Origin of the sequence: Variovorax sp. VRV01, assembly GCF_014852545.1 — a bacterium.
GTDB lineage: Bacteria > Pseudomonadota > Gammaproteobacteria > Burkholderiales > Burkholderiaceae_C > Variovorax > Variovorax beijingensis_A.
Genome location: NZ_JACVBS010000022.1, coordinates 90,210 through 101,648, shown reverse-complemented (window position 1 = coordinate 101,648; position 11,439 = coordinate 90,210). Strand labels below are relative to the sequence as shown.

The following is an 11,439-nucleotide window of genomic DNA, read 5'->3' as shown; positions in this document are numbered from 1 at the left end:
GCTTGATCTGGTCGGCCTCGTCGAGTGCGGCCTCGATGCCCACGCCGTAGTAGCCCACCGACACGTCCGCGTCGGTGCGGCAGGCCGCCAGGTAGGCCAGCTTGCCGCCCAGGCAGAAGCCGAGCACGCCGACCTTGGCGCCGCTCACTTCGGGCCGGGCACGCAGCGCGCTGATGGAGGCCTGCATGTCTTCCATGCCCTTGGCCTCGTCGAAGCCCTGGTAGAAGCCGAAGGCGCGCTGCCAGTCGGCCTCGCTGTAGCCGAGCTCCACGTCGGGCTGCTGGCGCCAGAACAGGTCGGGCACGAGCGTCACGTAACCTTCCTCGGCGTAGTAGTCGGCCACCTCGCGCATCGTGTGGTTGATGCCGAAGATCTCCTGCGCAATCACGAGGCCGGGGCCGCTGCCCGAGCGTGGCAAGGCCAGGTAGCCGCGAAACGTGCCGCTGCCGTCGGTGGCCTCGATCTGGATGTATCGACCTGTCATGTTGGATCTCCGAATTCGTCATGGGACGCCATGCGGCGCGCAGCAAGGATAATCCGCGACCATGGAAATCATCAGCTTTCTCGTCGACTTCATCCTGCACGTCGACAAACACCTCGAGGCCTTCGTCGTGGCCTACGGCCCCTGGGTCTATGCGCTGCTCTTCCTGATCGTGTTCGTGGAGACCGGCGCGGTGGTGATGCCCTTCCTGCCCGGCGATTCGCTGCTGTTCATCGTGGGCGCTCTGTGCGGCGTGGGGCTCATGAGCTTTCCGCTGGCTTGCGCGGTGCTCATTGCCGCGGCCATCCTGGGCGATCAGTGCAACTACAGCATCGGCCGCTACTTCGGGCCCAAGGTCTTCAAGTGGGAGGACTCGCGCTTCTTCAACCGCAAGGCCTTCGACCAGGCCCACGCGTTCTACGAGCGCTATGGCGGCATCACGATCATCCTTGCGCGCTTCATGCCCTTCATTCGCACCTTCGCACCCTTCGTGGCCGGCGTGGCGGAGATGAGCCGCGCGAAGTTCACCATGTTCAATGTGGTGGGCGGGCTGATCTGGGTGCTGGGCATCGCGACGGCGGGCTACTTCTTCGGCAACCTGCCGTTCGTGCGCGAGCATCTGGACAAGATCATCTGGGCGCTGATCTTCGTGCCGGGCCTGATCGCGATCTTCGGTGCCTGGCGTGCATCGCGCGCAGAGAAGGCGCGCGCGCAATTGCCTTCGAAGGCTTGATCGGTACCGGAAAAAAAAAGCGCGCCCGTGGCGCGCTCCGATGAGAGTGGAATCGGATCAGTATCTCGGCCCGTTGTAGGGGTAATAGCCGCTCGGCGGATAAGCGCGCTGGCTCTCGTAGTAGTTGCGTTCGTCCACACTGCGACCCACTTGATTGCCGATCACACCACCAATGGCTGCACCACCCAGCGTGCTGCCGGTGTTGCCGCCGATGGCGTGGCCCACCGCCGCACCGCCAAGCGCGCCAATGCCGGTGCCCAGGTTCTGGTTGGGACCGGATGCGCAACCCGCCAGCGCCATGACCGCGGTTGCCGCTGCCGCGGTCATCCAGATTCGTGCCTTCATCATCATGGTGTCCACCTTTCTAGAGTGATGCAGCCATGATGGACAAAAGGCACCACCCCGCCGTGTAGGAGCCTGCCGCGCCTGGCTGTGCGTTGCCACGGGCCGCTCGGCGTGGGACAGCAGGGCGAGCGAGCCTAGAGCTGGCGGCTGCGCGCGAGCGGCGGGTTCTGCGCAAAGTAGCGCTGGATGCCGCGCATCAGCGCATCGGAAAGGCTCTCCTGGTAGCTGACGCTGCGCAGGTTCGCTTCTTCTTCGGGGTTGCTGATGAATGCCGTTTCGACCAGCACACTGGGAATGTCGGGCGCCTTGAGCACCGCGAAGCCGGCCTGCTCGACCGCGGGCTTGTGCAGCCGGGCACCGATGCCGCGGATCTCGCCGAGCATGGCGCCGCCGAGCTTGAGGCTGTCGTTGATCTGCGCCGTGGTGCTCATGTCGAGCAGCGCGCGCTGCACCTGCACTTCATGGTTGCCGACGTTCACGCCGCCCACTTTGTCGGCTTCGTTTTCCTTGTTGGCGAGCCAGCGCGCGGCGCTGCTCGAGGCACCGCTCTGGCTGAGCGCAAAGACGCTCGCGCCGCGCGCGGCGGGCGTGGTGAACGCATCGGCGTGGATGCTCACGAAGAGGTCGGCCTGCACGCGCCGCGCCTTCTGCACGCGCACACCCAGCGGCACAAAAAAATCGGCGTCACGCGTGAGAAACGCGCGCATCGGGTTGCCGTTGACGCTGCTGGCGTTGATGCGGTCGCGCAGGCGGTGCGCGATCTGCAGCACGATGTCTTTTTCGCGCGTGCCGTTGGGGCCGATGGCGCCCGGATCTTCGCCGCCGTGGCCGGGATCGAGCGCCACGATGATGATGCGGTCGGTGCGACTTGCGGTGGCGCCGCTGCGCGCGGACGCGACGGGCGCGGGAGGTGCCGCAGGTACGGCAGCCGCAATGGGCGGTGCGGGCGGCACGACGGGGCCGGGCCGCGTCGACTGCTGCGCCATCAGCTCGCCCAGCGGGTCGGGTGCGGGCCCGGCCGCCGTGGCCGGCGGGCGGGCCGGAGATGGTGCGATGCTGTCGGGCACAGGGCGCGGCGCGGGCACGCTGGGCGAAGGCCGCACGAGGATCGGTGGCCCGCCGTCGGGTGCGAGGCCCGAGGAGGGCGCGGCCGGCGGCGGCACCGCGGGCGCGCTCGCCACGGCACCGTTGTTGCCGCCGGAGCTGCTGCCGCGCGGTGCTTCGCGCAGGCGCTCGGTGATCAGCGCTTCCATCGGGTCGATGGCTTTTTCGGGGTAGAGGTCGAGCACCAGCCGGTGCTTGTACGCGGCAATGGGCGCCAGCGAGAACACCTGCGGCACCACGGCCTGCTTGAGATCGAACACGATGCGCACCACCTTGGGTGCGTTCTGGCCGACGCGCAGGCCGTTGATGTACGGGTCGCCCGGCTTGATCTTGCCGACCAGGTCGCGCAGCTCGGGGTTGAGGTCGATGCCTTCGATGTCCACCGCCAGCCGCGGCGGACTGCCCACGACCAGCTGTTGCGAATGCAGCCGCGCGTCGGATTCGATGGTCACGCGCGTGTAGTCGGCCGCGGGCCACACGCGCACCGCGAGGATGGTGGCGCCGCGCGCGATCTGGTGCACGCCGAGCATCAGCGCGATGCTGCCGCCCTGCAGCAGCACACGCCGTTTGAGGCCGCTGGCCTTCATGCGCCGAGCTGCGTCAGCAGGTCGCTGCCGCGGGGAGTGTTCGCCAGGAGGGTCACGCTGCGTGTGTCGTCTGTCATTGCTTCTATTTTAATAGCGAGGTCGGCAATTGGTGTGCGGCCGGCAGCGTTTTCTGGCCACTCCGCGAGCTTGAGGCCCGGTCCCGCGAAAATGTCACGGAAGCCGGCGTCGTCCCACTCGCGCGGATCGTTGAAGCGGTAGAAGTCGAAATGGAAGATGGCAAGGCCGTCGGGCGCTTCGTGCGGCTCGACCACGGCATAGGTCGGGCTCTTGATGCGGCCCTCGATGCCGAGCGCGCGCAGCAGGTGCCGCACGAAGGTGGTCTTGCCGGCGCCGAGGTCGCCGTGCAGCGCGATGAAGGCATCGCGCAGCGCGGGCGAGGCCGCCAGCGCGCGCGCGAAGGCGCCGGTGTCGTCCTCGCTGCGCCAGTGCAGCGTGCGGCCGGCATTCTTCGGCGTTTCTACAATCGGCAAGTGATCGTCAGCCATCCACTCGTTGCTCGTATTCAGGCATTGGCCCGGGAACTCGGATTCTCCCAAATCGGAATCGCGGGCGTCGATTTATCGAGCGCCGAGGAAGGTCTGATGCAATGGCTGGCCCATGGGTTCCATGGCGAGATGAAATACATGGCAACGCACGGCACGCGCCGCGCCAGGCCGGCCGAGCTGGTGCCGGGCACGGTGAGCGTCATCACGGCGCGCATGGACTACCTGCCGCGCGGCACGCCGCCGGGTGACTGGCAGGCCGTGGAGTTCGATCGCCTCGCGCGCCCCGGCGAAGCCATCGTCTCGGTCTATGCGCGCGGCCGCGACTATCACAAGGTGATGCGTGCGCGGCTGGCCAAACTGGCTGCGCGCATCGCCGAGGAAGTGGGCCCGTTCGGCCATCGCGCCTTCACCGATTCGGCGCCGGTGCTCGAAGCCGAGCTTGCCTCGCGCAGCGGCCAGGGCTGGCGCGGCAAGCACACGCTGGTGCTGGACCGCAGCGCGGGCTCGATGTTCTTCCTGGGCGAGATCTACGTCGACATGGCGCTGCCCGAGAGCGAGCCGGTCAGCGCGCACTGCGGCAGTTGCAGCGCCTGCATCGACGTGTGCCCGACAAAGGCCATCGTCGCGCCATACCGGCTCGATGCGCGGCGCTGCATTTCGTATCTCACCATCGAGCACGGCGGCCCGATCCCGCTGGAGCTTCGGCCCCTGATGGGCAACCGCATCTACGGCTGCGACGACTGCCAGCTGATCTGCCCCTGGAACAAGTTCGCGAAGAAGAGCGCGCTGCCCGACTTCGATGCGCGCGAAGGGCTGACCGGCCAGTCGCTGGCCGCGCTCTTTGCCTGGAGCGAGGAAGATTTCCTGCGCTTCACCGAGGGCAGCCCGATCCGCCGCATCGGGCATGAACGCTGGCTGCGCAACATCGCCGTGGCCCTCGGAAACGCACTGCGCGCGGGCGAGAGCGGCGCCGCAGAGGCACTGGCCACGCGGGCATCGGACCCGAGCGAACTGGTGCGCGAGCACGTGGCGTGGGCGCTGGCGCAGCGCCCCGGGCGCTGAACCAACTCAGCGCGGCAGCGCCAGCGCAAACGGCAGGCTCGCCACGCCCAGCAGCGTGGACAGGGTCACGAGACCCGCCACGTACGGACCGTTGTAGCCCATGCGCGCCGCCAGCACATAGGCGCTCGAGGCCGTGGGCACGGCGGAAAACGCCATCAGCACGGCGGCCTGTGTTGCGTCCAGCCGCAGCGCGAGAGACAGGCCCCACGCCACCAGCGGCAGCAGCAGGTGCCGTATGGACAGCACCGACACCGCAAGCACCTTGCCGCGCCCCAGGCTCGCGAACTGCATGCCCGCGCCGGCGGCCAGCAGGCCGAGCGCGAGCGATGCGGCGCCGATGCGCGCGAGCGTGGGCGTGGCCCAGTTCGGAACGGTGAAGCCCAGCACGTTGGCCAGCAGACCGGCCAGCGTGGCGACGATCAGCGGATTGCGCACCAGCTGTCGCGCGAAGCCGCTCTGCGCATGCCGCGCCATCGGCCAGACGGCCGCGATGTTGAACATCGGCACGCACACGCCGATCAGCACCGCGATCAGCAACAGGCCCTGCGCACCGGCCAGCCGCTCGGCGAGCGCAAGGCAGATGAAGGAGTTGAAGCGGAACCCGATCTGCGCGCTGGCCGCATGGTCGCGGCGGTCGATGTGAGAGCGCAGGCCGGGCACATGGGGCAGCGCGTAGGCCATCGCGATGCCGCTGAGGCCGATGCCCACGCCCGCAGTGAGCAGGCTCGAGGTGGCGGCAAAATCGAGCGGGCTGCGCACGATGGAGTGGAACAGCAGCACCGGAAATAGAAAGTAGTAGACCAGGCTTTCGACCTGGTCCCAGACGCGGCGGTCGAGCGCCGTGTAGCGGCAAAGCAGCCAGCCGATGGCAATGAGCGAAAAATCCGGAAAGAGCAGCTGTGCGAAGTTCACCGCCTCGAGCATAAACCGCGGCGGACCATGGGTAATCCACAGCACCGGCGAGGTGCGAAGCCGCTAGCATCCGGGGCTTTGGTTTTTCGACAATCAATCAGTCAATCAAGGAGTTATAGATGCAACGTCGTCAATGGGGCGCCATGGTGGGAGCCGCCGCGCTGGTCGCGGCTGCGGGCCAGAGCTTCGCGCAGGGCTACCCGAACAAGCCGGTCGAACTGAGCGTGCCCTTTGCTCCGGGCGGCACGACCGACATCGTGGCGCGCGTGATTTCCGACCCGCTCGGCAAGGTGCTGGGCCAGCCGGTGGTGGTGATCAACCGCGCGGGCGGCGGCGGCATCGTGGGCGCGGCCGAAACGGCGCGCGCCACGCCCGACGGCTACAAGCTGGGCGTGGCCACGGTATCGAGCACGGCCGCCAACCCGGCCATCAACCCCAAGGTGCCGTACGACCCGATCAACGACTTCACGCCGATCATCAACATCGCGGCCACACCCAACATCATTGCGGTCAACCCGAGCTTCCCGGCCAAGAACTACGCGGAGTTCGTGGCCGAGCTCAAGAAGAACCCCGGCAAGTACTCGTATGCCTCGTCGGGCACGGGCGGCATCGGCCACCTGCTGATGGAGCTCTACAAGAGCCTCACCAACACCTTCGTCACGCACATTCCCTACCGCGGCGCGGGCCCTGCGCTCAACGACGTGGTGGCCGGCCAGGTGCCGATCATGTTCGACAACATCCCCTCGGCCATGCCTTTCATCCAGAGCGGCCGGCTGGTGCCCATCGTGGTGTCGGCGCCGCAGCGCCTGGCCGCGCTGCCCAACGTGCCGACCTTCAAGGAAGTAGGGCTCGAGCCGGTCAACCGCATGGCGTACTACGGCATCCTCGGCCCCAAGGGCCTGCCGAAGGAAGTGGTCGACAAGATCAGCGCCGGCGTGAAGAAGGCGGTGGAAGACCCGGCCGTGAAGAAGCGCATCGAAGACACGGGTTCGCTGATCGTGGCCAACACGCCCGAGCAGTTCGCCGCGCAGATCAAGGCCGAATACGAGGTCTACAAGCAGGTCGTCGCCAAGCAGAAGCTCAAGCTGGACTGAGCCTCGCCAACCCTGCCGAAGCCGCCCGCGCCACGGGCGGCTTTTCTTTTTGTTATCTTGCAGCGCATGACCGAGGCCGCCGCCACACAAACCCCCGAGATCGACGACTTCATCGATGCCCTCTGGCTCGAGGACGGGCTGTCGAAGAACACGCTGGCCGCCTACCGCCGCGACCTCGCGCTGTTCGCGCAGTGGCTTGGCAGACAGCGCAGCGGCGGCGCGCTCGATACGGCGCAGGAGTCCGACCTGCAGGCCTACATGGGTGCGCGCCTGTCGACCAAGGGCAAGGCCACCTCGGCCAATCGGCGGCTCACGGTGTTCAAGCGCTACTACCGTTGGGCGCTGCGCGAGCGCCGCATCGCGGCCGATCCGAGCATCCGGCTTGCGCCCGCGCGGCAGATGCCGCGGGCCATCAAGACGTTGTCGGAAAAACAGGTGGACGACCTGCTGGCCGCACCCGACGTGGAAACCCCGCTCGGCCTGCGCGACCGCGCGATGCTCGAGCTGATGTATGCGAGCGGCCTGCGCGTGAGCGAGCTGGTGGCGCTCAAGGTCATCGACATGAGTTTGAACGACGGCGTGCTGCGCGTGCTCGGCAAGGGCAGCAAGGAGCGCCTCGTGCCCTTCGGCGGCGAGGCGCGGCGCTGGATCGAGCGCTACCTGGAAGAGTCGCGCCCCGCCATCCTCGATGGGCAGCAGACGCCCGACCTGTTCGTGACCGCGCGCGGCGCGGGCATGACGCGCGTGATGTTCTGGATCATCGTGAAGAAGCAGGCCGCCGCGGCCGGCATCCACGTGCCGCTGTCGCCGCACACGCTGCGCCATGCCTTCGCCACGCACCTGCTGAACCACGGCGTGGACCTGCGCGCGGTGCAGCTGCTGCTCGGCCATGCCGACATTTCCACGACCACCATCTACACCCACGTGGCGCGCGAACGGCTCAAGCAACTGCATGCCGCACACCATCCACGCGGCTGAGCCGCTGTCCGCATCGCTGCGCATCGGTTGCGCGGGCTGGAGCCTGCCGCGCGCGCTGTGGAGCGAGTTCCCGCCCGAGGGCTCGCACCTGCAGCGTTATGCACAGCGCTTTGGCGCGGCCGAGATCGACACCTCGTTCTACCGCCCGCATCGGCGCGAGACCTACGCGCGCTGGGCCGCGAGCACGCCCCCGGACTTCCGCTTCGCGGTCAAGCTGCCCAAGGCCATCACGCATGAACGGCGGCTGGCCGGCGCAATGCCGGCCTTCGATGAATTCCTGGCGCAGGCCATGGGGCTGGCCGAGAGGCTCGGCTGCCTGGTCGTGCAGCTGCCGCCGAGCCTGGTCTTCGACGAGCGCGTGGTCCGCCGGTTCCTTGCCGACCTGCGGCGAAGGCACGGCGGGGCGGTGGCGCTGGAGCCGCGGCACCGCAGCTGGTTCGTGCCCGCGGCAGAGTCGCTGCTGGCGCGCTGGCGCATCGGGCGGGTGCTGGCCGATCCGGTGCTGTTCGACGAAGCGGCCGCGCCCGGCGGATGGCCCGGCCTCGTCTATCTGCGGCTGCACGGATCGCCGCGGCGCTACTGGTCGGCCTACGACAATGCGCTGCTCGCGCGGCTCGCACAGCGCTTGATGCAAGCGCGGGAGGAGGGCGCCGCGTGCTGGTGCATCCTCGACAACACCGCGGGCGGCGCGGCGGTGGGCAATGCGATGACGCTCGCGCGCCTGGTTCAGAATGGCTGATCCGTTCAGCTTTTTTCGAGATCATGTATTTTCCGTTCAAGCCTTCGTGGCTCTTCGCCGCCGCGACGCTCTGCACTGCCGCCGTGGCCCAGGCCCAGGCCGTTCCCAAGACCATCCGCCTCATCGTGGCGTATCCCGCAGGCGGCGTCAGCGACGTGGTCGCGCGTGCGCTCGGCGACAGGCTCGCCGCGCAGATGGGCACCACGGTGGTGGTCGACAACCGCGCCGGCGCCAGTGGCGCCATCGGCATGGATGCCGTCGCCAAGGCGGCACCCGACGGTGCCACGCTGGGCTTCTCGGCCATCAGCCCGCTGGTGCTGAGTCCGCACCTCGGCAAGCTGCCTTTCGATCCGCTGAAGGACATCGCACCGGTGGCGAGCGTGATGTATTCGCCGGTGTTGTTGATCGCCACGCCGGCCAGCAGGGCGCGCGACTTCCGCGCGCTGATCGCCGATGCCAAGGCACAGCCCGGCGCGGTGCGCTGGGCCACCTCGGGGCCGGCATCGCTCGGCCACATCGTGCTCGAGCAGGTGAAGGCGGCCGCGGGCGTGGACATCACGCACGTGCCCTACAAGGGCGGCGGCCAGCAACTCAATGATGCGCTTGGCGGCCAGTTCGAGATTCTCTCGAGCAACGCGAGCCCCACGCTCACTTCGCACATCCGGTCGAGCAAGCTGCGTCCGCTGGCCGTGGGTGCGCCGGCGCGGCTCGAGAGCCTGCCGCAGGTGCCCACGCTGGGCGAGCTGGGCTTCAAGGCGGCGAACATCAATTCGGTGTTCGGCGTCTTTGCGCCCGCGGCCACGCCGCCCATATTGATCGAGAAGTACAACGCCGAGATCAACAAGGCCCTGGCCAGCCCCGAGCTGCGCGCCAAGCTCACGGCCACCGACAACGTGCCGACCGGAGGCAGCCCCTCGGCCTTCGCCGCGGAGATCGCCTCGGAGTTCGAAGGCAATGCGCGCATCGTGAAGGCCGCGAACATCAAGGCCGATTGACCCTGCGGCTTGCGCGCTCAATTTCCCTACCTTATAGTAGGTAGATGAGCAGCGCCATCGCCTCCTCGACTGCACTCGCCGCCGGCAGCACCCGGGAGCAGATCCTCGGGGTGGCGCGGCACCTGATCGAAACGCGCTCCTACCTGGGTTTCAGTTTCCAGGACGTGGCCGATGCGGTCGGCATCCGCAAGGCGAGCCTGTACCACCACTTTCCGACCAAGGAAGCGCTCGGCATCGCGGTGATCCGCCAGGCCACGCAGCTCTTCAAGGACTGGGACGCGGTGCGGGTGCGCACGCCGAAGGACGCGCTCGAATCCTATTTCCGCATGTACCGCGACACGCTCAAGGCGGGCTCGGGCATGTGTCCCGCGGGGGCACTGACGCCCGGCTGGGACTGCATCGACAAGGAACTGCGCCAGGCCGTGCAGGAACTGCGCAACACGCAGGTGTTGTGGCTCACCGGCGTGCTGGGCACGCTGGCGCCGACCCGGCAGAAGAAGGGTGCATCGCTTGCATCGCAGGCGGCCTATGTGTTTGCGGTGTGCCAGGGCGCGCTGCTCGCATCGCGCATGACGGGACGCGTCGAGGACTTCGACGAGGCCATTGCGCAGCTCAGGAGTTCATTGCCTGGCTGATCGCCGGGCGGCATCGCGGGCACGCAGCGCGTGCCTATTTTTTGACCTCATTGCCTACCGATTGGATGGTAGGGTTTTGATCAAGGAGTGTTCCCATGAAAGCCGTCATTTCCGCCTATGCGCGCTCGCCTTTCCACTTCGCGAAGAAGGGCGTGCTCGCCGAGGTGCGCCCCGACACGCTGGCCGCCGGCGTGGTTCGCGGCCTGCTGCAGCGCACCGACCTCGATCCCGCGCTGCTCGAAGACATCATCCTGGGCTGCGCCTACCCCGAGGCCTCGCAGGGCAACAACCTCGCGCGCATCGTCGGCCTGTTGGCCGGCCTGCCGCACGAGGTGGGCGGCATGACGGTGAACCGCTTCTGCGGCTCGTCGATGCAGGCGGTGCACATTGCCGCGGCGCAGATCGAGGCGGGCATGGGCGAGGCCTTCCTGTGCGTGGGCGTGGAGTCGATGACGATGGTGCCGCAGGGCGGCTTCAACTTCTCGCCGAACCCGGAGCTGAAGGAAAGCACCGATGCCTACATCTCGATGGGTGACACCGCCGAGAACGTCGCGCAGCGCTGGAACGTGAGCCGTGCCGACCAGGAGGCCTTCGCCGTCGAGTCGCACCGCAAGGCCGCCGCCGCGCGCGCGCAAGGGCGCCTGGCGGGCGAGATCGTGCCGGTGCGCCTGGCTTCGGGCGAGGTGGTCGATGTCGATGGCTGCATCCGCCCGGCCACCTCGGCCGAGGCGCTGGCGGGCCTCAAGCCGGCGTTCCGTGCCGATGGCGTGGTGACGGCCGGCACCTCTTCGCCGCTCACCGACGGCGCCGCCGCCGTGCTCGTGACCAGCGATGCCTTCGCCGCGAAGCACGGCCTGCAGCCGCTGGCGCGCATCCGGTCGTTCGCGACCGTGGGCGTCGATCCGGCCGTCATGGGCATCGGCCCGATTCCCGCAACGCGCAAGGCGCTGGCGCGCGCCGGGCTCGGGGCCGCCGACCTCGACGTGATCGAACTGAACGAGGCCTTCTCGTCGCAGGCGCTGGCCTGCATCCGCGATCTCGGCCTCGATGCGGCCAAGATCAATCTCGACGGCGGCGGCCTTGCCATCGGCCACCCGCTGGGCGCGACCGGTGCGCGCATCACGGGCAAGGCGGCGTCGCTGCTCGCGCGCGAGAAGGGCCGCTATGCGCTGGCCACGCAATGCATCGGGGGCGGGCAGGGCATTGCCACGATTCTCGAGCGCGTCTGAGCGCTTGTTCGAGAATGCGCGCAGGCACTACAAGGAACT

At 68.2% G+C, this 11,439-nt stretch carries 13 protein-coding genes; 8 read left to right on the top strand and 5 right to left on the bottom strand.

What is annotated here, in order from left to right:
• A partial coding sequence (locus IB278_RS28950) for a dienelactone hydrolase family protein (RefSeq protein WP_192327258.1) occupies positions 1 to 484 on the bottom strand: 484 nt, incomplete at its 3' end.
• Positions 485 to 545: 61 nt separating this feature from the next.
• On the opposite strand from IB278_RS28950, the gene IB278_RS28945 reads away from it, so the two are divergent.
• On the top strand, positions 546 to 1,214 hold the full coding sequence (locus tag IB278_RS28945; protein ID WP_012748562.1) for a DedA family protein: 669 nt from the start codon (positions 546 to 548) through the stop codon (positions 1,212 to 1,214).
• Positions 1,215 to 1,271: 57 nt separating this feature from the next.
• On the opposite strand, the gene IB278_RS28940 is transcribed toward IB278_RS28945, so the two are convergent.
• The 3 genes from IB278_RS28940 to tsaE all read right to left on the bottom strand — a co-directional run bounded on the left by IB278_RS28940 (position 1,272) and on the right by tsaE (position 3,756).
• Entirely contained in the window at positions 1,272 to 1,562 is a 291-nt protein-coding gene (locus tag IB278_RS28940) for a glycine zipper domain-containing protein (RefSeq protein ID WP_225613234.1), read from the bottom strand.
• A gap of 131 nt (positions 1,563 to 1,693) precedes the next feature.
• The gene (locus IB278_RS28935) at positions 1,694 to 3,250 is read right to left on the bottom strand and encodes an N-acetylmuramoyl-L-alanine amidase (RefSeq protein WP_192327255.1); all 1,557 of its coding nucleotides are present in this window, start codon (positions 3,248 to 3,250) and stop codon (positions 1,694 to 1,696) included.
• On the bottom strand, positions 3,247 to 3,756 hold the full coding sequence (tsaE, locus tag IB278_RS28930) for a tRNA (adenosine(37)-N6)-threonylcarbamoyltransferase complex ATPase subunit type 1 TsaE (RefSeq protein ID WP_192327252.1): 510 nt from the start codon (positions 3,754 to 3,756) through the stop codon (positions 3,247 to 3,249). The genes IB278_RS28935 and tsaE overlap by 4 nt, the downstream gene beginning before the upstream one ends.
• Between tsaE and queG the strand changes: the two genes are divergently transcribed.
• On the top strand, positions 3,742 to 4,818 hold the full coding sequence (gene queG / locus IB278_RS28925) for a tRNA epoxyqueuosine(34) reductase QueG (RefSeq protein ID WP_192327249.1): 1,077 nt from the start codon (positions 3,742 to 3,744) through the stop codon (positions 4,816 to 4,818). The genes tsaE and queG overlap by 15 nt on opposite strands.
• 6 nt (positions 4,819 to 4,824) lie before the next feature.
• Here the strand turns inward: queG and IB278_RS28920 are convergent, their stop codons facing one another.
• Entirely contained in the window at positions 4,825 to 5,742 is a 918-nt protein-coding gene (locus tag IB278_RS28920) for an AEC family transporter (RefSeq protein WP_145747238.1), read from the bottom strand.
• 107 nt (positions 5,743 to 5,849) lie between these two features.
• Between IB278_RS28920 and IB278_RS28915 the strand changes: the two genes are divergently transcribed.
• The 6 genes from IB278_RS28915 to IB278_RS28890 all read left to right on the top strand — a co-directional run bounded on the left by IB278_RS28915 (position 5,850) and on the right by IB278_RS28890 (position 11,400).
• A complete protein-coding gene (locus tag IB278_RS28915; RefSeq protein WP_145747239.1) occupies positions 5,850 to 6,824 on the top strand; it encodes a tripartite tricarboxylate transporter substrate binding protein BugE in 975 nt (324 codons plus the stop codon).
• A 66-nt stretch (positions 6,825 to 6,890) separates the two neighbouring features.
• On the top strand, positions 6,891 to 7,802 hold the full coding sequence (xerD, locus tag IB278_RS28910) for a site-specific tyrosine recombinase XerD (RefSeq protein ID WP_192327246.1): 912 nt from the start codon (positions 6,891 to 6,893) through the stop codon (positions 7,800 to 7,802).
• Positions 7,777 to 8,541: a DUF72 domain-containing protein gene (locus IB278_RS28905; RefSeq protein WP_192327243.1), complete on the top strand. Its 765-nt coding sequence runs from the start codon at positions 7,777 to 7,779 to the stop codon at positions 8,539 to 8,541. The genes xerD and IB278_RS28905 overlap by 26 nt, the downstream gene beginning before the upstream one ends.
• Positions 8,542 to 8,564: 23 nt before the next feature.
• Positions 8,565 to 9,536, top strand: coding sequence for a Bug family tripartite tricarboxylate transporter substrate binding protein (locus IB278_RS28900; protein ID WP_192327240.1), 972 nt, complete (start codon positions 8,565 to 8,567; stop codon positions 9,534 to 9,536).
• A gap of 44 nt (positions 9,537 to 9,580) precedes the next feature.
• A complete protein-coding gene (locus IB278_RS28895; RefSeq protein ID WP_145747243.1) occupies positions 9,581 to 10,171 on the top strand; it encodes a TetR/AcrR family transcriptional regulator in 591 nt (196 codons plus the stop codon).
• Between the two features lie 95 nt (positions 10,172 to 10,266).
• Complete coding sequence (locus tag IB278_RS28890) at positions 10,267 to 11,400, top strand: thiolase family protein (protein ID WP_145747244.1); 1,134 nt, start codon at positions 10,267 to 10,269, stop codon at positions 11,398 to 11,400.
• Positions 11,401 to 11,439: the final 39 nt, after the last annotated feature.

Coding starts and splice junctions, on each gene's coding strand:
- IB278_RS28945 (WP_012748562.1), top strand. CDS start 546: ATGGAAATCATCAGCTTTCTCGTCGACTTCATCCTGCACGTCGACAAA.
- IB278_RS28940 (WP_225613234.1), bottom strand. CDS start 1,562: ATGATGAAGGCACGAATCTGGATGACCGCGGCAGCGGCAACCGCGGTC.
- IB278_RS28935 (WP_192327255.1), bottom strand. CDS start 3,250: ATGAAGGCCAGCGGCCTCAAACGGCGTGTGCTGCTGCAGGGCGGCAGC.
- tsaE (WP_192327252.1), bottom strand. CDS start 3,756: ATGGCTGACGATCACTTGCCGATTGTAGAAACGCCGAAGAATGCCGGC.
- IB278_RS28920 (WP_145747238.1), bottom strand. CDS start 5,742: ATGCTCGAGGCGGTGAACTTCGCACAGCTGCTCTTTCCGGATTTTTCG.
- IB278_RS28915 (WP_145747239.1), top strand. CDS start 5,850: ATGCAACGTCGTCAATGGGGCGCCATGGTGGGAGCCGCCGCGCTGGTC.
- xerD (WP_192327246.1), top strand. CDS start 6,891: ATGACCGAGGCCGCCGCCACACAAACCCCCGAGATCGACGACTTCATC.
- IB278_RS28905 (WP_192327243.1), top strand. CDS start 7,777: ATGCCGCACACCATCCACGCGGCTGAGCCGCTGTCCGCATCGCTGCGC.
- IB278_RS28900 (WP_192327240.1), top strand. CDS start 8,565: ATGTATTTTCCGTTCAAGCCTTCGTGGCTCTTCGCCGCCGCGACGCTC.
- IB278_RS28895 (WP_145747243.1), top strand. CDS start 9,581: ATGAGCAGCGCCATCGCCTCCTCGACTGCACTCGCCGCCGGCAGCACC.
- IB278_RS28890 (WP_145747244.1), top strand. CDS start 10,267: ATGAAAGCCGTCATTTCCGCCTATGCGCGCTCGCCTTTCCACTTCGCG.